The sequence below is a fragment of the Flavobacterium sp. genome, assembly GCF_044369455.1.
In the GTDB taxonomy this organism is placed as follows: Bacteria; Bacteroidota; Bacteroidia; order Flavobacteriales; family Flavobacteriaceae; genus Flavobacterium.
In genome coordinates this window covers 206,473-228,632 of the sequence record NZ_JBIPLW010000005.1, presented here as the reverse complement: position 1 = coordinate 228,632, position 22,160 = coordinate 206,473, and the positions used below count along the sequence as shown (strand labels likewise).

Genomic DNA, 22,160 nt, shown 5'->3' with positions numbered 1-22,160 from the left:
ATTGGTTTACGGTGGATTATGTAGAACCATCGACAAACACTCCTAAGCAATTTAAAGCGCACTTTGCTTTGAAACGATAAGTTAAACTTTAAAAAAAAATATAAAAGTCTCGAGTAAAATCGGGACTTTTTTTATGATAGAAAAGGCAAACGTGAATTTAGCCCCGATGGGAACAACTACCCTGCCAAAGGCAGGTAGTTTGGACAGCGGGAGCAGTAGTGAGAATTGGCAGGGTCGTCCGCTCCTGAAATTAAAAATCCCGCCTTGTTTTAAAACGAGACAGGATATTGTGGAGTCGCCGAGAATCGAACTCGGGTCCAAACAAGCAACTAAAAAGGGTTCTACACGCTTATTTTCTGATTGGATTTTCGATAGTATGATAGGCCAGAAACAGCCACACACTACTTATCTTCTTAAATTTTCGTAACAGCCCCGAAGCTTTACTGTTCTTAGGTTTATTTTTACGATTCACCTAAACCGACCGCCACAAACCAAAGCTATCGAGGTGAATCCTGCTTTCCTACCTTGTAGGACGAGGCTAATCTTACTTTAATTCAGATTATGCAGCAAGAGCGTAGTTTCCTTCGCCGTTTATGTTTTTGTGAATTTGGATTTACGAGCAAAAAACACAATGCTCGACGTGCTTACAATTCAATTCGACTTGCTGTCAAAACCAGTCGACCCCAAGTGAGTTTTTGATTTAACAAAAATTATTCCGCAAAAGTAGACTATTAGATTAAAATTTACCAAGTAACCAATAAATAATTATAAAAATTATAATCATTGATAAGCAACCGCCACCCAGTTTTTTGGCAGTAAAACCGGCGATTAGTGTTTTAAAGATTCCGTTCATGATGCTAATTTTTAGAGATTAATGTAGTAACAAAATACTAAAAAGAAACAAAATTAAAGTTGTTTAATTCTAGAAATAAGCTTATATAATTAACATTTTATGTTTGACTTTCAATGAAACAAATCGTCAATTTTTTGTGCCAATTGATAATCTAGCTTCGTTATTTTATTTTTATCATGACTGTATAATGTAATATCTAATTGAAATGCTTTGTGAATTTTACAATCGGGATGATGATTAATTTCATCCGCATAATTAGCTACTTTTAAAAGAAATTGCACCAATTCAGTTTGTGATTTAAAGTTAAAATTTGCCACTAATTTTTCGTCAATTACGTTCCATTCCATACCATTAATATTTTCCGTTTAATAATTCCCCACCAATAGCGGATTTGGCTTCAATACCCAATTTTTTCATCATTTCATAGGTAGTACAAACGGCAGCTGAAGTTACTGGAATACCGCATTCCGCTTGGATTAAATCGATAGCTTCCAATGAAGGCATTTGCACACAAGCCGAAACTACTAAGACATCAACATCATTTAAATCCAATTGTTTGTATATTTCTACTAAGTTCATTGGGTTTTGAGCCGCTACTTCTAAGTTATCTGGAATTTCAAGTGCAATACTTTGTTTCACCTTTATTCCTTGATGTTCTATATAGTCAACTACCATATCGGTTAACGCACGCATGTAGGGTGTGATAATCGAAATTTGTTTGGCTCCTAGAACTTTCAATCCATTAATCAAAGCACCAGCCGAAGTAACAATAGGCGTAGGGAAATCATTGGCAACAGTTTCCTGATGCAAATTCACTTCGGATACGCAATGATAGCCGCGACCCATACTCATAATCGCTACCAAACAAGCGTAACCCATTACATCAACATGAGCATCGGATAACTCTTGTGCACACTTCAAACTCATCGCATCCATGGCTTCGAGCTCTTCTTTGGTTACTTTTTTCATGCGCATGCGACTGCTGTGAAACGTAAAGCGTTCAGGTAATATGCTCTCTCTGGCTCTAAAAATGGCTGGAATTTCCGTTTCCATTGTCACATTAGAGGAAGGGACGATTTGACCTATTCTGTATTTTTTCATATCATCAAATTTCAAAAACTTTAGCAATCGAAAGTAGAGAAAATAATTGACGAATTTAAATTATTAATTGAACTTTTAGAATTAGACTAAAGTAACGTGAGTTCGATTTAAAATAAATTACTTTTTTTATTGAAAACCTTACGATAGTTAAGGGAATTAAGTAGCATAAATCTTAACAAATCTTAATTTCTTAATGGCTTACAATTTTTTCGCATTTACTTTTTTTGTTACAACAGTAAAAAAGTAAACTATTTGATTTTAAATCGTTAACAGCAATTTTTTAAAAAGCTACTATCGAACGCACCTTAAATTAATTTGTTGGAATCGCTGAAAGTTGATTTTCTGACCAAAAATTGCTTCCTACACCCGACAAACTATATGATGTTGCGACAGAACCATATTTTTGGAGATTTGCCCACATGTAATAGCGTTTAGTAGATCCGCTAGTGTTATTGACTACAGTTTGTCCATTGGCTAAACCAAAATCAGTCGGCCCAGCTAATATGCCTGAAACTAATCCACCAGAAACAATATCAGGATTTGAAACAAATGAATTGCTTACTGATAGTGTTGTTCGTACAAAGATACTTTGACCGCTCGAAAGGGTAGTTGCTCCAGCAAGAAGATAGGTGCCAAATACAATCCACTTACCGGGGGGTAAATCGATATAAACATTACAATAATTCATGGCACTTTGTGTGCCTACTGGAGTTCCGTTGCCAAAGCTAGCACCACCACCAGCAAAGACTCCAATAACAGCAGGTTTTATTGCACTATTGTTGACCCAAGTACCCACTCCATTCGCATCTGAAGCTAAAATTCTTCCTGCTGCTTGAGTTCCATCGGTAATTTTTACTTTTCCTATAACGTCTAGTTTTTGAGCAGGATCTGTAGTTCCAATTCCCATATTACCATCATTAGTAATAACTGCCTTATCGATGTTTCCAACTCTAATGCCAATATACCCTAAACCAGTATTTTCTTTGTTTATTAGAGCAAAGTTCCCATCATTAGAATGTAAAAAACCATATCCAGTTGCGTTTGCTTGGTTTTGATGAGCAAAACCTGCCCAAATACTACCAAAACCCATTTCTCCAATTATCGTATTATTTAAAGTTGCATTTCCTCCTTGAACATCCAGTTTTGTTGAAGGATTTGTTATGCCTATTCCAACATTTCCATTATTCAAAACAGTTAGTTTTGGGGTGTTATTTGTAGTTAAGTGAATCGAGCCAAAATTTCCACTATAAGTACCAAATTCGATGTCATTTGCGTTACCAGCATAACTTCCAAAATAACCCCTATAGATTCCGTTTTCAGCAAAGGAAATAAACAAATCATCGCCACCATCAAAAATTACAGGATTGGATGAACTGGATACAATATGCAAATTTGTAAACGGATTATTGGTGCCAATGCCAACAATATCATTTACGTTAGTTGGATAAAGTTGTCCAAAGGCATTTCTGTTCCACTTTTCATCATTGGTAGAAACTAATTTTGCCCAAAAGGAACCATTCCAATAATAATAACCAACGCCATTTCCGCCAACTAAAAAGGGATTTGTATTGTATACCAAAAGACTTACTGCTGGAGATACTATGGGAGATGTTGAATTTGTGACATCACTTAAACTAACTCTTGGTATAAGAAGTCCAGAAGAATTTGAATTAATATCCAAAATTGAAGACGAATTAGGAGAAGTAGTGCCGATACCAACTTGAGAGTAGCAGTTGATGGTAAAAAAAGCTATAATTAATGAAGTGTAAATCTTTTTCAAAGCTATATTTTTTTAGGTAAACCTATAATAATTAATTAGCTATGTCAATCAACCTTTTGTATCATTTTTTAGCTTTTACCGTATAATTTATTTACAGCTTCGGTTTTGTTTTGAACTTGCAATTTTGAATAAATATGGTTTAAGTGACGTTTGACTGTACTCAGCGAAATAAAGAGTTTGTCAGCAATTTCCTTATAAAGAAATCCTTTACTTAAAAACTCTAATACTTCTAATTCTCTTTTAGAAAGTAAGCTAAGGATTGAATTGTTTGAAATGGTATTAAAAGTTGATAATACTTTTCGAGCAATTTTAGGAGACATTGGGCTACCCCCTTCATGAAGTTCAATTATTGCTTCAATAATTTTTTGTGGGTTTGTATTCTTAAGAATATAACCGCTTGCTCCAGCTTTGAGCGCATCAAATACCTGATCATTATCTTCATAAATCGTAAACATAATAAATTGAATGTTTGGACAACTAATTTTCACTTCTGCTACACAATCTATTCCTGTTTTTTTGGGTAAATTAATATCGGTAATCACCACATCTGGATTTAGGTTGGGCAAAGCGAGTATGGCTTCCTCTGCATTAAAAAAGCATGCCTGTAAATGAAATTTAGGGTCGCTTTCTATAATAGATTGTAAGCCTTTTTGAATTTCAACAATATCTTCAATTATACAAATGTTTATCATTAGCTTTAATTTATAAACAAAATAACTTTTTTTTAAAATTTATGACAATAGTCCTTTTGGTTGATTTTGGTTAAAGCAACTCCTTCAATGGTAAGCTAACTTGAATTGTTGTGCCATTTTGAGATAGAATAGACAACGTACCGTTCATCTTTTTTACTCTTTGTTCCATATTTTTCAAGCCATTATTGACAATTGTGATATTGTTTTGATGAAAACCAACACCATTATCTATGATGTGTATTTCAATCATTTCATCTCTTAGAGTAAAATGAATGTATACTTGATTTGCTTGTGCGTGTTTTACAATATTGTGAAGTGCTTCTTTAATTACCATATAAATACTTCTTCGGTTATTGCCATTGATGTTTACATTTTCGCTATTATCAGGAATACTGATTATTACAGCAATATTATTACTTTCCAGGTACTCCACCGCTTCAATTTTAACAAAAGAAATTAAATCGGCTAGGGTGTTATTATCTTCTTTCATCGCCCATATAATTTCACTCATATTAGTTACTAATTCGGATGAAGTCTGATTGATTTTTCTCAAATTTTCATCTAGATCAACTTTAGAAATCGCCATTTGACTTAAATAATTAATTTTAGTTAATCCACTACCCATATCATCATGCATGTCTAGGGCAATTCTATTGCGTTCATTTTCGAGAGCGGTTTGTTTTTCTAAAACAATTTTTTGCATGGCAATGATTTCATTTGCATCTTTTAATAAAGCTAAACTCATACTTTCGAATTGTTTTTTATTCCGATAACTCATTGCTATTGAAAAGAAAATGATATCGATAAAGCTGCCTATCATTAGCCATTCGGGTGGATAAATACTCATGTCGTTAGATAGATTTAGGTTTGATATAAAACTTATAATCCCAAACACAAAATATAGGGCACTACCGATTAATATGAAAAGTTGAAAAGTGATGTGGCGTAATCTGAAACATTGCCACAGCATTATAAACGTGAGGAAAAATATAAAAACACGAATAGCAATAAAGCAAATACCATAATTTTCGAATTTGAAAAAGAGTTTCGCGATAACAAAAATAATTGAGTATCCTATTAAAATCGTGAGAATGGCTATCCAAGAATGATATAAAAACGTATTTTTTGATTTTTTAACTTCAATTGATTGCAGAATAAAGTTAAAATAACTTGCTAAATAAATGATTTGAAATGGTTCGTTTAAATAGTCATAAATAGTTTTTTCAATTTCAGGGTTAGTCCAATAATATATAAACCTTGTCCTTTGTAAAACAAAGACACCTGTAAAAAAAAGATAAAGTAAATAATGAATTAATAGTTCATCACGATTATAAAAATACATGACAATATGATAAATAATAGCCAGAATTACTGCGCCCAGCAATACCACAGCAATTGGAGATTCTATAATTATTTCATGCACCTTTTGTATTTTTTTGAGTAAAATTTATTGCAGCGCTACTATACTTCTTTAACCGTATTTACAATCGTTCCAATACCTTCTACAGTGGCTTCAACCACATCACCATCGTGCAACCATTCTTGAGGATTTCGACCTGCACCAACACCAGCAGGCGTTCCAGTGGCAATAATGTCGCCAGGTTCTATTGTAAAAACAATACTCAAGTCTTCAATGAGTTCGTTAATATTAAATAACATGAATTTGGAATTGGCATGTTGCTTTTCAATACCATTTACTTTTAATGATAAATTCAAGTTATGAGGATTTTCGATTTCGTCTTTGGTCACCAAAATGGGTCCCATTGGCGCAAACGTGTCCTGACCTTTAGATACTATCCACTGGCCTTCACGACGACAATCACGTGCTGAAACATCATTGATGACTGTATAGCCAAAAACATAATCCATAGCATCTTCCTTAGCAACATATTTCCCTTTTTTTCCAATAACAACTGCCAATTCTACTTCCCAATCCAATTGAGAGGTTAATTTAGTGTTTTTGATTATTTCAGTGTTCGTTGCTGTAACGGTTGTGGGTGGTTTTGAAAAGATGATTGGCTTTTGTGGAAGTTTACCTGATGTGTCTAAACCTCGAGCACTTTCAGCAACATGTTCGGTGTAATTCAACCCAATGCCGATGATGTTTTTTCGTGGTTTTGGAATAGGAGCGAGGAAGGTAACTTCGTCCATTTCATAGGCAATTTCTTCAAAGAAACTTGGGTCGGTTTCGGCAATCATATCGTTTAATTCTTCGACCAATTCAAATCCCAAATCGATTAATTCCAACATGGTTTTAGGTAATGGAAAATTGGATATTTCGCCAAAATCTTCCATATCAATTACTTGATTGTTATGGATAAATCCTAAGCGTGGTTCGGTGTCGTTTGTTTTGTAAGTAAGTAGTTTCATTGTTTTTTTATAGGTTTAAACCATTAAGGCATTAAGCTTCATTAAGTTTTTTTTGAAATTGATTTTTGCAAATGTTATTGCATTTGAAACCCGTTATTTTCTTCCAATTCTCTTTCCTGATACAATCCTAGTTTTTCCATGACCGGTAAATCATTAAACGAAAACAAACAAGCGTTTTCAGTTTCAGAAACATTATGATGTTCATGCCAAGCCCAACTAGGAACACAAAAAATATCGCGTTCCTTCCAGTCAAATCGTTGGCCATTAATGATGGTATAGCCGCTTCCTTTCGCACATTGATAGATAAAAGAACCCGTATGTTTGTGTGCTTTTCCTTTAAATCCTGCTGGTAATAATTGCATAGATGCACCCATAGTTTGCATGACGTGTCCACCCGTTAACGGATTGGAATATTGCATTAGAATTCCATCAAATAAATTAATTTCATTCACTTTAAGAGCTTCTAATAAAGCAGGATAAACGGTTGCCCAAGAGTATTTAAATAAAGGTGAATACGGTTTGTCCCAAGTTTTATCTGCCGGAATTAATCCAGCACAGCCATACGTTATCGGAGAAAAATTGACTTCATTTATCAAAGGTTGCTTTCCATCAAAAACGGCATAATCATTCGCTTCTAAAGCATTGATTAACGGAATATCCAAACCATCCTGCCAAATGCAAGTTTTCCCATTGGCATCAACACCGTGTTCGTGCCAAGTAGAATTAGGTGTAATGACAAAATCATTTATTTCAAACGTAATTTTATTCCCATCTACGACAGTGTAACCGCCATCGCCTTCCATGATGAAACGTAATGCTGAAGCTTTGTGACGGTGTGCCGAAGTACTTTCGCCTGGACGCGTAACCTGAATTCCGGTGTATAACCAACCCACAGCGGCAGAAACGTCTTTACGTTTGTCGTTTACCAAATACACCACTCTTCGTCCAGCTTGTTCTGGAGTTACGAGTTCGGATGATTTTAAAACCAAGCTACGTAAATCTTCATATTTCCATAACATAGGAACTGATGAGCTTCTTGGTTCCCAAGGTTCGATGTCGTTGGCAACCGTCCATAAGGCACCAGCACCAAGTGTTTCTAGTTCTTTGTAATAGGCTTGTAATTCGGGTGAATCCTGAACTCGTGCTCTTCCTATTTGGTCGTCTGAATGATTTTCGTTCATAATTATTTTTATTATCAACTCCGACAGAGTTCATCCCGAAACTTCGGGACTGTCGGAGTTGTATTAGTTATGCTTTATTCAATTATAAAATTAATAATTTCATTAGAATTTTGTTTTTGAGAATGGTAAGTAATAAACTCATCATTGTTTCCATAAATATCGATTATCTCTTTTCTTTTTAACTTTGTTGGTTTATCTGATAAAATACTGTCATACGATGACCAAGGATATAAACTCATTTGTTTAACAAATCCATGTTGAACTGGATTATTGTGAATGTAATAGATAACATTTTGTAAATATTTATCCGAAGTTATTAATTTTCTTTCAAATGGCTTCTCAAATAATCCACCAGTTCTATTAAATTTCTTATTTATTGCTTGTGTATAAGCGTTGAACAAATATCCAAACTGTTTAGAAGGTTCAATTGATTTCGATTTTTCAATCGTTGAATATTCTAATTTTTCAAAATCAATTTCATTGTCCAACCTTGTGTAAACTAAGATATGAAAATGATTTTTTAATAAGCACCAAGCATATATATCAGCGATTGGTGAAATATATTTGTCAAAAAGTTTTAAAAAATGATAATAACTCTCGTTATCAAAAAAAATATCAATACCATTATTTCCACGATTATAAATGTGGTAATAATTTCCTTTTTCAAGAGGTATTGGTTTGTAGTTTTTCATTTCTTTTTTTACTAATTTATAACTCCGACAGAGTTCAAAACTCTGTCGGAGTTAAACTCTATCGGAGTTGTAAGACAAACTATCTCTTATTAAACTCCTCATGGTTATCAATAAAAGTGATTTTTCGAGTTGGAGCGATGTTTACTCGCAAATCGAAAATATCAAATCTATTGTAATGCCCCAAAATATCATGCATTTGTTTGGGTTGAATGCATCTCTCCAAATCGATATCAGCGTACACAATTCCTTCATCATCAATTAGCGGTGTTCCGATTACAGCACCATTTGGACCAATAAATCCAGAAAAAGCTGAATTTTTTCGGGTAAGTAATTCATCCACATTTGGAACATCGGCTCGCAAAGCGTCTTTTATTTCTTGTGAAATGGTAGAACACGAAACGATAGTAAACAATTTACCTTCGAAGGAATGCGCGGCTGCACGAATCTTTATTGCATCTGCCATATCATAATCGGGAGGAGCGACAGGTAATGAAATATAATTGGCAATGTGAATTAACTCGCCTTGTGTCAAAAGTGTAAATCGCGCTAAGGTATTGGTATTTTCGCCACAAGCTAGCGTTCCTATTGGGCCAATTTCGGTATTGTAAACCTTCAATGAAGAACCATCACCACTTGTCCAAGTGAGTTTTTCTGCCCAGGTTGGCACTAATTTTCTGTGTTTTCCAATTAAGTTTCCTTGGTTGTCGATGATGAGATTGGTATTGTAAATTTCTCCATAAGAATCACCACGTTCGTTAATTCCGATAACGATGTGAATGTTATTGTCTTTCGCAGCTTGAAATAATGGTTTCATAGCTTCATCAGTAACAGCCACTGCATTTTTATACAATTGTTCGTACCATTTGCTGCCTTGTACGGGTGTCATGATCCAATTCCAATAGGGGTAACCTGCTACGAAAACTTCTGGGAAAGCAACGAGTTGTGCGCCATTACTGCTAGCTTCTTTTACAAACGAAATGGCTTTGGCTATTGTTTTTTCTACATTGAGAAAAACAGGTGAAGTTTGTACGGTGGCGGCTTTGAATTTTTTGAAGTCCATTAGGGAGTATTAAGATTGGAGTATTAAGTATTAAGACTGAATATAATTTAAAATATTATTTTTCATTTTCTCATTGAACGCTTCGGTTTTGATGCTTTGGCGGTCTTCTTGAATGGCTACGTTTACTAGCGTTACTTCGCCTTCGAGTACGATTTTTGCTTGTTGGTTTATAAATTGAAATCCGCAGATGATGGAGGAGTTTTTAAGTTCTTTTACCCAAAGTGATTTGGTTAGAATTTCGCCTATTCTAGCTGCGTTTTTGAATTGCACTTTTAGATCAACGGTTGGAATACCATTCGTTTCGTGCATTTTGGAGAAAGGTCTTTCTAATGCTTCTTCAAACCAGTCTTCGACTAAATCGTTGAGCATTTCCAGAAAACGCGGATAAAAAACGATGCCAGCGTAATCGACGTGTTTGAAACGTATTTTTTCGTGTTTTGTAAAATAGTTGTTCATATATCTTTTTTTAGCCCCGACCTACCTGTCGGCAGGCAGGTTGCAGCGGGAAATAGCTCCTAATATTTTTATTTTTTTAACTTAAATCTTTGAATTTTTCCGGTCTCTGTTTTGGGCAAAGCTTCAGTAAAATAAATTACTCTCGGATATTTATAGGGTGCAGCTACTTGTTTGAACCATTGCTGAATATGGTTCTTCATATTGTCTGTAGCGTTACTTTTTTCTTTCAATACAATATGCGCACAAACTAGCATCCCTCTCTCTTCATCTGGCAATCCAACTACAGCACATTCTAGAATTTCTTCATGGCTTAATAAAACACTTTCCACTTCAATCGCCGCAATATTATAACCTGATGAAATAATCATATCATCACCACGAGCTACAAACCAAAAGTAACCTACTTCATCCTTGCGGAAAATATCTCCAGTAATGTTCCAGCCATGTTCTACATAATCCTTTTGCTTGTCAATTCTATTCAAATATTTACATCCTGTAATGCCTCGAACGGCTAATCTTCCTGGCTCATTAGTGGCTACTTCATTTCCATTCTGATCTATAATCTTGGCTTCGTATCCTGTAATGGCTTTACCCGTTGCGCCAGGTTTCATATTGGCTTCACTGGAAGATATAAAGATATGCAACATTTCGGTAGCGCCAATACCATCAATTATTTTTAATCCGGTTGCGGCATACCAGTCTTCCCAAACTTTCAAAGGCAAGGTTTCTCCAGCTGAGACACATTTGCGCAAGCTAGAAATATCAAAGTCATTCACCTTGGTAGTAATAATGCGCCAAGCAGTTGGTGCTGTAAAACATATAGTGATTTTAAACTCCTGAATAGCTTGCAACAAGATATCTGGCGATGGTTTTTCTAATAAAAATGAGGAAGCGCCAAAATACATTGGGAACAAAACCAATCCACCCAAACCAAAAGTAAACCCAATTGGTGGGCTTCCTATGAAAATATCATCTGTTGTGGGTTGTAAAGAATATTTTGGAAAAGCTTCACAAATATTTAAAATGTCTTTATGAAAATGCGATGTCATTTTTGGCAAACCTGTAGTGCCTGAAGTGAAACCAATTAAGGCAATACTATTAGCTTTGCTATGATAATTAGAAAATGTTTTAGGCTTGTTTTCCATTAACTTTTCTAGCTGCGAATTGCCATAATAACAAATGGATTTTAGGTGTTTTGAGGTAGCCAAATGCATTTCATCTGCTAAATCACTATCGCAAAAAGCATGACTAATCTCAGCACAATCAATTATTGTGGTTAATTCTTTGGAACGCAATAAGGGCATTGTGGCAACAACAATTCCGCCAGCTTTAAGTATTGCGAACCAACAAGCGACCATCATTGGGTTATTAGCGGAGCGAATTAAAACTCTGTTGCCAGATTGTAAACCTAAATCCTCAACTAAAACATGTGCAATTTGATTGGCTTTTTCAAATAAGTCTTGGTAAGTCCAAGTTTTTTCAAAGGTTCTGAGACAAATATTGTTTCCTTTGCCTTCTTCAATATGACTATCTAAAAGTTTTTCGACACAATTAAGCATTTCAGGTCTTTGAAACTGAGGTAAATCGATGAAGATATAGTCGGGTTGTAAATCCTGACTAGGAAGATTATTGTGAGCAAAATTGTCTTCGTAGTGCTTCATTTTGAAATTCTAATAGTTGAATTCCAAATTCCAATTTTATTTTTTTTTGGAATTTGGGATTTTATTTTTGTAATTTATAATTTATTGCTCTTCGGTTTCAACGCTTTTTTCATTCCTTCCAGTTGTTTTCTTTCAGACGCTTTCAGCGGATATAAATGAGAACTTCCGGTTTTGTATTGATTTGGAATATCATTTGTTTCAAATTGTTCGTAAGCTTGTGCAGTTCTAACAAAGTTGGCATCCGCTAATAATGGTCGACCTAGTGCCACCAAATCAGCTCTTCCGTTTAGAATAATGGTGTTGATTTGATCAATGTCTTGGATGTAACCTGCTGTAATTGTTGGAATATGAACCGTATTTCGAACCAAATCTGAGAATGGTGTTTGCCACATTCTACCTGTTTGTGGCTTTTGATTTACAACGGTGCTTCCTGTAGATATATTAATAATATCAGCACCGGCATTTTTAAAAGCAGTGGCAATAGCTAAAACGTCTTCTTCTGAAATGCCATTTTCAGCCCAATCTGATGCAGATATTCTAACTGACATTGGTTTTTCTTTTGGAAATGCACTTCGCATTTCGTTGAAAACCTGCAATGGAAATTTTAATCGGTTTTCGATACTTCCACCAAATGCATCCAATCTGATGTTGGTTAATGGTGAAAGAAATGAGGCTAATAGGAATCCGTGATGCGCTTGCAATTCTATCATATCAAAACCTGCTTTATCCGCATTTTTAGCTGCCTGAACAAATTGAGATGTTACTAAATCAATATCTGCTAAAGTCATTTCTTTTGGAACAGTAGACATTTCATTAAATGGAATTGGTGATGCCGAAAGTAATTCCCAGGAGTTTCCAGAAAAAGTATCTTCCCAAGGTTTTTTGGCACCGCCTTTTCGTCCTGAATGACCGAGTTGAATTCCTATTTTAGTGGAAGAATTTTTATGAATAAAGTCAATGATTTTTTTCCAGTTAACTACTTGTTCTTGAGTATAAATACCAGCACAACCTAAAGTAATACGGCCTGTTTTAGAAACCGCAGTCATTTCGGTAAGGATTAATCCAACGCCACCTGTGGCTCTACTTCCGTAGTGAACTAAATGCCAATCAGAAACTTTTCCATCTGTAGCTGAATATTGTCCCATGGGTGCCATGACTATTCGGTTTTGGAGTTCTAAATCTCGTAATCTAAAACTTGAAAAAGCAGCTGGCCTCTCGACTGCGCTCGATGTGAACCATTGATTTTTGTCATTGCAATTGCTATTGCTATTGAATTCTTCTATAACTTTATCAGTAAACGATTGATCACGTAGTCTTAAATTTTCATAAGTTACTTTTTTGGACCGTGTCATACAACCAAAAGCAAATTGGTAGAATGGATGTTGATTATTTCTATCCATATTTTCAAACCAATCTAGTGAAACCAAGGCAGCATGTTGAATCATTTCGACTGTGTTTCTGCGGGTTTTGTCGTATTGCTCGAATGCGGCTTGCACATTATTTGGATTTGCAATTACGGCATCGGATAAACCTATAGCAGAATCCATAGCTAACTTGGTTCCGGAACCAATAGAATAATGAGCTGTAGCTTTGGCATCACCAAGAAGAACAATATTATTGTGATACCATTTTTCATTAGTTACATGCGGAAATTGGCGCCAATGCGATTTGTTTGTTATTAGTGGATGACCGTCTAATTCTTCCTTAAAAATTTCGGATATTTTAGTAATGGTATCCGTTTCATTAGTGATTTCAAAACCTAGTTTTTGCCAAGTTTCATCAGTGCATTCAAATATCCAAGTGCTCATTCCGGGTTCGTATTGATACGTATGTGCCACAATTAATCCGTGAGCTGTATTTCTGAAAGAATACGTAAATGCATCCAAAGGTTTGGTAGAGCCGAGCCAGACAAATCGGTTATTCTTTAGAGAAATTTTGGTGCCGAAGTCTTTTGCATATAGCGTTCTAATGGCACTTCCAATTCCGTCGCAAGCCACGATGATATCGGAATCTTTGAATTGGTTTATATCGTCTACTGCATGTTCAAAATGAAGATTCACACCTTCTTCAGTACAACGTTGTTGAAGTAATTGTAGTAGCGTTTTTCGGGAACAGCCACAGAAACCATTACCGGCTATGTTTACAGTTTGTCCGTCACGAGCAATGATGATATCATCCCAATAAGCAAAATTGCTTCTAATTAGCTCATAGGATTTTAAATCTTTGGAAAGAAATTCGCCCAACGTTTCATCCGAAAACACAACACCAAAACCAAAACTATCATCCGCTTTGTTGCGCTCGTAAACGTCGATTTGGCAATTGGGCATTGCTTTTTTGGTTAGTATCGAAAAGTATAATCCACCTGGACCGCCACCAATTATTGTTATTTTCATTCCTAAACTGTTAATTCTTTAATTCCTTTTGACAGAAAATAATTCTCCAATTTTTGCATAATTGGAGCCTGCTAATCGCGAAATGGGTTTGTAATTTTCTAGGTTGATTTTATGATTGTCTGAAATCATAGCATCATCAAAATGCATCATGACGATTCGACCAATAATCACACAAGCACCGCCGTCTTTATGTCCTTCCAGAAAATAATGATGTGTCAACTCACATTCAAAAGAAATGGGACTTTCTTTCACACGCATTGGCTTTATTTTTTTGGATAGAATTGGAGTTACACCCGCTAATTCAAATTCGTCAACATCAGAATGTACTGCTTGTGCCGTAGTATTCATCTGCTCCACTAAATCTTCCGTTACCATATTTACTACAAATTGTTTGGTAGCTAAAACATTATTGAGCGTGTCTTTATTGGTATGATTGCCTATTCCTGTTGAAAACACAAGATGTGGAGGATCATCACCAACGGCATTGAAATAGGAAAAAGGCGCCAAATTATTAATTCCGTCCTCGCTGATACTTGAAACCCAACCGATTGGCCTTGGGATCACGGAACCTGTTAAAAGCTTGTAAACGGCAATAAGTTCAAGTTCGTTTGGATCAAATTGCATGATGTTGTTTGTTTATTACAAATTAAATAAAAAATACATTAGCACTATATCGTTTTAGCAAATAAAAGTTTGCTTATTTTCAAAGTATAATTCTATATAAATAGTTATAAAGTACTATTTTTATAAAAATATTCGATTTACATCATGAGTTATTATAAAATATTGAACTTGGAGCACTACTTCAAAATGTATAAAAAATCGGTTAGAGAACCTAGAAAGTTCTGGGATAAGATTGCCGAAGAGAACTTTACTTGGTATCAAAAATGGGAAAAGGTTTTCGAATTTAATTTTCAGGAAGCTAAATTCAAATGGTTTGTGGATGCTAAAGTAAACATTACCAAAAATTGCATCGATAGACATTTAGCGCGAAGAGGCGATAAAACTGCCATCATTTTTGAACCTAATAATCCTGAAGAAGAAGCACTTTATATTAGCTATAATGAACTCTATGATAAAGTAGCAAGATTAGCCAATGTACTCCGGGAACAAGGTATTCAAAAAGGAGATAGGGTTTGTATCTATTTACCGATGATACCTGAATTGGCCTATTCAGTTTTGGCATGTGCTCGAATTGGTGCAGTGCACTCGGTTGTGTTTGCCGGATTTTCGGCTTCGGCTCTTGCTGCTCGAATTAGTGATTGCGAATGTAAAATGGTCATTACTTCTGACGGAAGTTACCGAGGTGACAAAACGATTGATTTGAAAGGTATTGTTGATGAAGCTTTACAAAAAACTCCTTGTGTAGAAAAAGTTTTGGTAGTAAAAAGAACTAATACTCCGGTAACTATGAAAGAAGGGCGTGATCAATGGTTGCAGACTTTAGTGGATGCTGCAATTCCAAATAATGTTGCTGAAATCATGGATGCGGAAGATCCGTTATTTATACTATATACTTCAGGTTCTACCGGAAAACCAAAAGGAATGGTACACACTACAGCAGGCTATATGGTATACACTGCTTATACTTTTAAAAATGTTTTTGCTTATGAAGAGACTGATGTTTTTTGGTGTACTGCTGATATTGGATGGATTACGGGTCATTCATATATTCTTTATGGTCCACTATTAAACGGTGCTACAACAGTAATTTTCGAAGGTGTTCCTTCATATCCAGACTATAGTCGTTTTTGGGAAGTGATTGAAAAACATAAAATCACACAATTTTATACCGCTCCAACTGCTATTCGTGCTTTAGCCAAAGAAAGCTTGGATTATGTACAACGTTTTCCATTAAAATTACTAAAAGTCATTGGGTCTGTAGGTGAACCAATAAATGAAGAAGCTTGGCACTGGTATAACGACCACGTAGGAGGAAAGCGATGTCCGCTTGTTGATACTTGGTGGCAAACCGAAACAGGGGGAATCATGATTTCACCGGTTCCATTTGTTACTCCAACTAAACCAACCTATGCATCCTTGCCTTTGCCTGGAATTCAACCCGTATTGATGGATGAATTACGAAATGAAATAGAAGGCAATCAAGTAACCGGAAGTTTATGTATTAAATTTCCTTGGCCTTCAATAGCCCGAACTATTTGGGGTGATCATCAGCGTTATAAAGAAACTTATTTCACGGCTTTTCCAGGAAAATATTTCACTGGTGACGGAGCTTTGCGCGATGAGGTAGGCTATTATAGAATTACTGGTAGAGTAGATGATGTAATTATTGTTTCAGGTCACAATCTTGGAACAGCACCTATTGAAGATGCCATCAACGAACATCCTGCGGTTGCAGAAAGCGCTATTGTTGGTTTCCCTCATGATATCAAAGGAAATGCTTTGTATGGTTTTGTAATTTTGAAAGAAATAGGAGAAACTAGAAATCAAGACAATCTTGCTAAAGAGATTAATCAATTAATTTCGGATCAAATAGGTCCAATTGCCAAGCTGGATAAAATTCAATTTGTTTCAGGTCTGCCTAAAACACGCTCTGGAAAAATCATGCGTAGAATATTAAGAAAAATTGCTGAAGGCGACTATAGTAACTTTGGAGATACGTCAACCTTATTAAATCCAGAAATACTAGATGAAATTAAGAACGGGTAAATATAATATGAAATAGTGTTTGTCATTAACGTGAATGCGGGAATAAAAAACCCGTCACGATTATCGGACGGGTTTTTCGCAGCACTAAAAAACTAAGTTTATAGGTTTATCGCAAACGATCCACAGATTTTACGAGATCTTCGTCCTTTTTTATGGCTTTGTTGGCCAAAACCAAAAATACGATAGAAAAAATAGGTAAGAACATCCCAATACCCTTCTCAGAAACGGTAGCCGTTTCTCCAGATAAATTTAGCGTTCGATACACAAATAATCCTAATAAAATTAAATTCAATATCATGTTCAATCTGCCCATGACAAATTGTTGTTGTCTTTTTTTATGCGATAAAATGCTCAACAAAGATAGTGTTGTACTCAAACCAAACAGAGATACGTATACGATATCCATCATAAAAAAGAACGTTTTACCAGTAGTGTCTATCCACAATGGAAATATAAAAGGTAAAACACCAGTTATTACAAGGCAAAGAATCAAATAATACGTTTGTGGTCTAAACATTTCTTTTTTTGAGTATTTCGTTGCAAAAATAAAGTTTCTTTTTAAAAAAATACTATTGCATGATAAAATATTATTTGTATTATTGCAGGATAAATCCGCTCGAACTTCAGAAAACGGATTTCTCAAAGAATTGAATCTACCTTTATTTCCATTATTTCCATCAAAACAATTTACGATATAAATACTATTTATGTTTGATATTTCTGCCCTCAAAGAAATGAAGCTTGTTGAGCTTCAAGAAATTGCCAAATTAGCGAAAACCATAAAAGTTGCTGGAGCTAAAAAAGATTCGCTCATAGCTCAAATATTGGAGCATCAAAACAAAGCTTCAGAAGTTGATAAAGAGGCTTCCCCAGATAATTTATCAGATTCAAAAGTTAAGCGTGCACGTATTTCTCCAGAAACGAAAAATACAACTGAAACTTCTCAAAGCGATTTGTTTACAGAAGACGTAATAATGGAATCTAAAGGAGAAGAACCAGTTTTTCAAAATAAAAATCAAAAGTTTAAAAAGCCTTTCGAAAAAAAGAATTATAACGAGAATAAAGCCGTTCCATTAGAATCTCCCGAAGGAAATACAGTTGAAATTCCAATTATAGAAGAAAACGAAGTAAATCAGAATGGAAATCAGGAACAAAAACCTAAGCACCAAAATCATCTTGGACCAAAAGCAAATAGAACTGAGCCAAATGCCAATGCAAATAATAATAATCCCAATTTTAAAGGTAAAAAACCAAATAATTTTAGGGATTCCGATTTTGAGTTTGACGGAATTATAGAAAGTGAAGGCGTTCTAGAAATGATGCCTGATGGATATGGTTTCTTGCGTTCTTCAGATTATAATTATTTAGCATCGCCAGATGATATTTATCTATCAACATCTCAAATCAGATTGTTTGGTCTAAAAACGGGCGATACTGTTAAAGGTGTGGTTCGTCCTCCAAAAGAAGGTGAAAAATTCTTTCCATTAGTAAAAGTCTTGAAGATTAATGGTCATGATCCGCAAGTAGTGCGTGACCGAGTTTCATTTGAACATTTAACTCCAATATTTCCTCAAGTTAAATTTAATATTGCCGACAAACAGGCTAGTGTTTCTACAAGAATAATCGATTTGTTTTCTCCGATAGGAAAGGGACAACGTGGAATGATAGTAGCGCAACCCAAAACGGGTAAAACGATGTTGTTAAAAGACATTGCCAATGCTATTGCTGCTAATCATCCTGAGGTTTATTTGATTGTTTTATTGATAGACGAACGTCCCGAAGAAGTTACCGATATGCAACGAAGCGTTCGTGGTGAAGTTATTGCTTCTACGTTTGACAGAGAACCAATGGAGCATGTAAAAATTGCTAATATTGTACTTGAAAAAGCAAAACGTTTGGTAGAATGTGGACATGATGTCGTAATCCTGTTGGATTCGATAACACGTTTGGCTAGAGCTTATAATACGGTACAACCAGCATCCGGAAAAGTGCTTTCGGGTGGTGTTGATGCTAATGCGTTGCAAAAACCAAAACGTTTCTTTGGTGCCGCACGTAACGTAGAGAATGGCGGTTCGTTGAGTATCATTGCCACAGCATTAACCGAAACAGGTTCCAAGATGGATGAAGTTATTTTTGAAGAATTTAAAGGTACTGGTAATATGGAGTTACAATTAGATAGAAAAATCGCCAACCGCAGAATTTTCCCTGCCATCGATTTAACCTCTTCAAGTACTCGTCGCGACGATTTATTATTAGATCCAAATACATTGAAACGTATGTGGATACTGCGTAAATTCCTTGCTGATATGAATCCAGTAGAATCTATGGATACGATTAATGATAAGATTAAGAAAACCCGAAACAACGAGGAGTTCCTCATTTCGATGAATGATTAAAACAAATTAAAATCCCAACGTAACGGTTGGGATTTTTTTTGGCACATGCTTTGGTATGCTTTCTTAAGATTGGCTTAATTCTCTAACCATTTAATTTCTCCCTTATGAAAATTACCCGTTTGCTCCGTATTTTATCTCTATTTGGTTTTTTGTTATTGATGGCTCCGTTTTATGATTCATGTAACGGGGAAAGAATGCATCGAATTGCAGATGCCAACGCCGAAGCTACAGTTGATTCAACAGCGGTTAAAATAGATAGTACTTTAATTGATTCAACTGAGATTTGTAATACTGAAGTTGATATAATCAATAATTCAGTCGAGAATTTTGAACCATCTTTTGCAGAAAAAATGTATGATGTTATAGATGATGACAATTCTGAAAATGCTTTTGAGTTTGCTAAAATAAGTATCGATAATATTTTGGAATTTGATTACAAAGCCTTCAAAAAAGATACAAAAAAAGAAAAAGATTTGTACAAAGTGTTTTTCTTTCATCTAAAAAATTTCTGTTTTGTACTAATTTGTATAATAACGTTTTTAATATTTATTTTCTCCTTTAAAGATAGTAAGTGGCGTAATAAATTATCCAGACTAAACTTAATTTTGATTTTGATTACAGTTATCTGTTTATTCTTTGAAGGACTATTTGAAACAATTACTCAAATCAAATGGGGCTACTATGCTTTCATCATTACCAATCTGCTCATTTTCTATTACTCAAGGAAGGCACTCAACAGACAAAATTCGTAATTCGTAATTGACAATTCGTAATTATAAATGTCATCTTGTCATATTTTAAGAACCAAAACTGACAATTTCCCGCTTGGCATAGTAGTTGACTTTTGACAAGCAAGTTTTAAAAAGTAAACACACAATTAAAAATATAAATTAAACAAAATGGGAAAAATAATTGGAATTGATTTAGGGACAACCAACTCTTGCGTTTCTGTAATGGAAGGACAAGAAGCAGTAGTAATTCCTAACTCAGAAGGAAAAAGAACAACGCCATCTATCATCGCTTTTGTTGAAGGTGGGGAAATAAAAGTAGGTGATCCTGCCAAAAGACAAGCAGTTACCAACCCTACAAAAACAGTTGGTTCTATCAAACGTTTTATGGGACACACGTATGCTGAATCTACAGATGAAGCTAAAAAAGTACCTTACAGCGTTGTAAAAGGCGATAACAATACACCACGTGTAGATATTGATGGTCGTTTATACACACCACAAGAATTGTCAGCGATGACACTTCAAAAAATGAAAAAAACAGCGGAAGACTATTTGGGTCAAACCGTTACAGAAGCAGTTATCACAGTTCCTGCTTACTTTAATGATGCACAACGTCAGGCTACCAAAGAAGCTGGCGAAATTGCTGGACTTAAAGTAATGAGAATAATCAATGAGCCAACTGCCGCCGCACTAGCCTACGGATTAGACAAAAAAGGTAAAGACCAAAAAATTGCAGTGTACGATTTAGGTGGTGGTACTTTTGATATTTCTATCCTTGAACTTGGAGATGGAGTTTTTGAAGTATTATCGACAAATGGAGATACTCACTTAGGTGGAGATGACTTTGACCAAACCATCATCGATTGGTTGGCAGACGAATTCAAATCGGAAGAAGGTATTGACTTGAGATTAGACCCAATGTCATTGCAACGTATTAAAGAAGCTGCTGAAAAAGCAAAAATTGAATTGTCATCTTCTGCTGAAACAGAAATCAATTTACCTTATGTTACCGCCACTGCTTCCGGACCAAAACACTTAGTTAAAAAATTAACAAGATCTAAATTTGAACAATTGTCTGATAAATTAGTGAAGCGTTCTATGGAACCAGTTGCTAAAGCTTTGAAAGATGCAGGTTTGTCAACTTCAGATATTGACGAAGTTATCTTAGTGGGTGGTTCTACAAGAATGCCTAGAATTGCTGACGAAGTTGAAAAATTCTTTGGAAAAAAAGCATCAAAAGGGGTAAACCCTGATGAGGTTGTAGCAATTGGAGCTGCTATCCAAGGTGGCGTTTTATCTGGAGATGTAAAAGATGTGTTGTTGTTAGACGTTACACCTTTGTCTTTAGGTATTGAAACTATGGGGAATGTGATGACTAAATTAATCGAATCAAACACCACTATCCCAACTAAAAAGTCACAAGTGTTCTCTACTGCTGCGGATAACCAACCAAGTGTTGAAATCCATGTATTGCAAGGAGAAAGAACCATGTCTGCAGATAACAAAACTATTGGTCGTTTTCACTTAGACGGAATTCCACCAGCACCAAGAGGTGTTCCACAAATTGAAGTTACGTTTGATATTGATGCTAATGGTATCATCAAAGTTTCGGCTACTGATAAAGGAACAGGAAAATCGCATGACATTCGTATTGAAGCTTCATCTGGTTTAACTGCTGAAGAAATCGAAAGAATGAAAAAAGATGCTGAAGCAAATGCTGGTGCAGATAAAATTGCAAGAGAAAGAGCAGAAAAATTGAACGAAGCGGACAGTATGATTTTCCAAACCGAAAGTCAATTGAAAGAATTAGGAGAAAAATTAGCTGATGATCATAAAGTAGCTATCGAATTGGCTTTAACTGAATTGAGAATGGCACATCAAAACCAAGACTTAGAAGCAATTCAAAAAGGTCTTGACAATGTGAACGCTGCTTGGAAAACTGCTACAGAAGCTATGTATGCTCAAGGAGAAGCTGGACAAGCTCAAGAGGCACAGCCACAAGCTGAAGCTCAAGGTGACAACACTCAGGATGTAGAATTCGAAGAGGTGAAGTAAGTTATCCAACCAATTTGTATAACAAATTTTGTGAATCACTTATTCCGTCCCGAGGCTTCGGGAGACTCG

At 35.3% G+C, this 22,160-nt stretch carries 18 protein-coding genes and 1 other RNA gene; 4 read left to right on the top strand and 15 right to left on the bottom strand.

Features of this window, described 5'->3' with window-relative positions; all coding sequences use genetic code 11:
* Window positions 1–287: 287 nt before the first annotated feature.
* From ssrA to ACIQ2L_RS07090, 14 genes are all read right to left on the bottom strand, one after another.
* Window positions 288–685, bottom strand: a transfer-messenger RNA (tmRNA) gene (gene ssrA, locus ACIQ2L_RS07155).
* A gap of 278 nt (window positions 686–963) precedes the next feature.
* The gene (locus ACIQ2L_RS07150) at window positions 964–1,200 is read right to left on the bottom strand and encodes a 4a-hydroxytetrahydrobiopterin dehydratase (protein WP_396157470.1); all 237 of its coding nucleotides are present in this window, start codon (window positions 1,198–1,200) and stop codon (window positions 964–966) included.
* 4 nt (window positions 1,201–1,204) lie between these two features.
* The gene (locus ACIQ2L_RS07145) at window positions 1,205–1,954 is read right to left on the bottom strand and encodes an Asp/Glu racemase (protein WP_396157468.1); all 750 of its coding nucleotides are present in this window, start codon (window positions 1,952–1,954) and stop codon (window positions 1,205–1,207) included.
* A 310-nt stretch (window positions 1,955–2,264) separates the two neighbouring features.
* On the bottom strand, window positions 2,265–3,734 hold the full coding sequence (locus ACIQ2L_RS07140) for a hypothetical protein (RefSeq protein ID WP_396157467.1): 1,470 nt from the start codon (window positions 3,732–3,734) through the stop codon (window positions 2,265–2,267).
* Between the two features lie 68 nt (window positions 3,735–3,802).
* Entirely contained in the window at window positions 3,803–4,426 is a 624-nt protein-coding gene (locus ACIQ2L_RS07135; protein ID WP_396157465.1) for a response regulator, read from the bottom strand.
* 70 nt (window positions 4,427–4,496) lie between these two features.
* Window positions 4,497–5,816 (bottom strand): 7TM diverse intracellular signaling domain-containing protein, encoded by a 1,320-nt coding sequence (locus ACIQ2L_RS07130; RefSeq protein WP_396157479.1) that lies wholly within the window; start codon window positions 5,814–5,816, stop codon window positions 4,497–4,499.
* A 71-nt stretch (window positions 5,817–5,887) separates the two neighbouring features.
* Complete coding sequence (locus tag ACIQ2L_RS07125) at window positions 5,888–6,796, bottom strand: fumarylacetoacetate hydrolase family protein (protein ID WP_396157464.1); 909 nt, start codon at window positions 6,794–6,796, stop codon at window positions 5,888–5,890.
* 74 nt (window positions 6,797–6,870) lie between these two features.
* Complete coding sequence (locus ACIQ2L_RS07120) at window positions 6,871–7,977, bottom strand: cupin domain-containing protein (protein ID WP_396157463.1); 1,107 nt, start codon at window positions 7,975–7,977, stop codon at window positions 6,871–6,873.
* Window positions 7,978–8,051: 74 nt separating this feature from the next.
* A complete protein-coding gene (locus tag ACIQ2L_RS07115; RefSeq protein WP_396157462.1) occupies window positions 8,052–8,669 on the bottom strand; it encodes a transposase in 618 nt (205 codons plus the stop codon).
* A 79-nt stretch (window positions 8,670–8,748) separates the two neighbouring features.
* Window positions 8,749–9,729: a carbon-nitrogen hydrolase family protein gene (locus ACIQ2L_RS07110; RefSeq protein WP_396157461.1), complete on the bottom strand. Its 981-nt coding sequence runs from the start codon at window positions 9,727–9,729 to the stop codon at window positions 8,749–8,751.
* Between the two features lie 30 nt (window positions 9,730–9,759).
* Window positions 9,760–10,185, bottom strand: a complete 426-nt coding sequence (locus ACIQ2L_RS07105; protein WP_396157460.1) for an acyl-CoA thioesterase — start codon at window positions 10,183–10,185, stop codon at window positions 9,760–9,762.
* A gap of 68 nt (window positions 10,186–10,253) precedes the next feature.
* On the bottom strand, window positions 10,254–11,846 hold the full coding sequence (locus ACIQ2L_RS07100) for an AMP-binding protein (RefSeq protein WP_396157459.1): 1,593 nt from the start codon (window positions 11,844–11,846) through the stop codon (window positions 10,254–10,256).
* Between the two features lie 74 nt (window positions 11,847–11,920).
* Complete coding sequence (locus tag ACIQ2L_RS07095) at window positions 11,921–14,239, bottom strand: bifunctional salicylyl-CoA 5-hydroxylase/oxidoreductase (protein ID WP_396157458.1); 2,319 nt, start codon at window positions 14,237–14,239, stop codon at window positions 11,921–11,923.
* Between the two features lie 18 nt (window positions 14,240–14,257).
* Entirely contained in the window at window positions 14,258–14,863 is a 606-nt protein-coding gene (locus tag ACIQ2L_RS07090) for a flavin reductase family protein (protein WP_396157457.1), read from the bottom strand.
* A gap of 144 nt (window positions 14,864–15,007) precedes the next feature.
* Between ACIQ2L_RS07090 and acs the strand changes: the two genes are divergently transcribed.
* Window positions 15,008–16,909, top strand: coding sequence for an acetate--CoA ligase (acs, locus tag ACIQ2L_RS07085; RefSeq protein WP_396157456.1), 1,902 nt, complete (start codon window positions 15,008–15,010; stop codon window positions 16,907–16,909).
* 106 nt (window positions 16,910–17,015) lie between these two features.
* Here acs and ACIQ2L_RS07080 read toward each other — a convergent pair whose 3' ends face one another.
* On the bottom strand, window positions 17,016–17,426 hold the full coding sequence (locus ACIQ2L_RS07080) for a DUF4293 family protein (RefSeq protein ID WP_396157455.1): 411 nt from the start codon (window positions 17,424–17,426) through the stop codon (window positions 17,016–17,018).
* 190 nt (window positions 17,427–17,616) lie between these two features.
* Here ACIQ2L_RS07080 and rho point away from each other — a divergent pair, with 190 nt between their 5' ends.
* The 3 genes from rho (at window position 17,617) to dnaK (ending at window position 22,091) form a co-directional block, all read left to right on the top strand.
* The gene (gene rho, locus ACIQ2L_RS07075; RefSeq protein ID WP_396157454.1) at window positions 17,617–19,305 is read left to right on the top strand and encodes a transcription termination factor Rho; all 1,689 of its coding nucleotides are present in this window, start codon (window positions 17,617–17,619) and stop codon (window positions 19,303–19,305) included.
* 104 nt (window positions 19,306–19,409) lie between these two features.
* The gene (locus ACIQ2L_RS07070; protein ID WP_396157453.1) at window positions 19,410–20,057 is read left to right on the top strand and encodes a hypothetical protein; all 648 of its coding nucleotides are present in this window, start codon (window positions 19,410–19,412) and stop codon (window positions 20,055–20,057) included.
* A 147-nt stretch (window positions 20,058–20,204) separates the two neighbouring features.
* A complete protein-coding gene (gene dnaK, locus ACIQ2L_RS07065) occupies window positions 20,205–22,091 on the top strand; it encodes a molecular chaperone DnaK (RefSeq protein ID WP_396157452.1) in 1,887 nt (628 codons plus the stop codon).
* Window positions 22,092–22,160: the final 69 nt, after the last annotated feature.